Source organism: Pseudomonas sp. DE0010 (assembly GCF_007680745.1).
Taxonomy (GTDB): Bacteria; Pseudomonadota; Gammaproteobacteria; order Pseudomonadales; family Pseudomonadaceae; genus Aquipseudomonas; species Aquipseudomonas parafulva_B.
In genome coordinates, this window is record NZ_VEJQ01000126.1 from 1 (window position 1) to 315 (window position 315).

The 315-nt window shown below is 67.3% G+C and carries 1 protein-coding gene; it reads left to right on the plus strand.

Translation table 11 applies throughout. From position 1 onward, the window contains the following. The coding region (locus FS767_RS21940) for an efflux RND transporter permease subunit (RefSeq protein ID WP_144968204.1) at positions 1-315 on the plus strand (315 nt) is incomplete at both ends.

Below are 315 nucleotides of genomic sequence, written 5' to 3' on the forward strand. Positions count from 1 at the left end.
CGGGCTGCTGGAAACCTGGCAGCCAAAGGTGCCGGCCGCGCTCAAGGCGCTGCCGGAGCTGACCGCGGTGGACGGTCGCGAAGGCAGCACCCAGCAGATCACCCTGCAGATCGACCGCGAGAAGGCCAAGACCCACGGGGTGCCCATCGACGCCATCTTCGACACCCTGCAGGCCTACCTGGGCTCGGTCTACGCCAACGACTTCAACCGCTTCGGCCGTACCTTCCAGGTCAACGTCCAGGCCGACCAGCGCTTCCGCCTGGAACCCGAGCAGATCGGCCAGCTCAAGGTGCGCAACGACCGCGGCGAGATGGT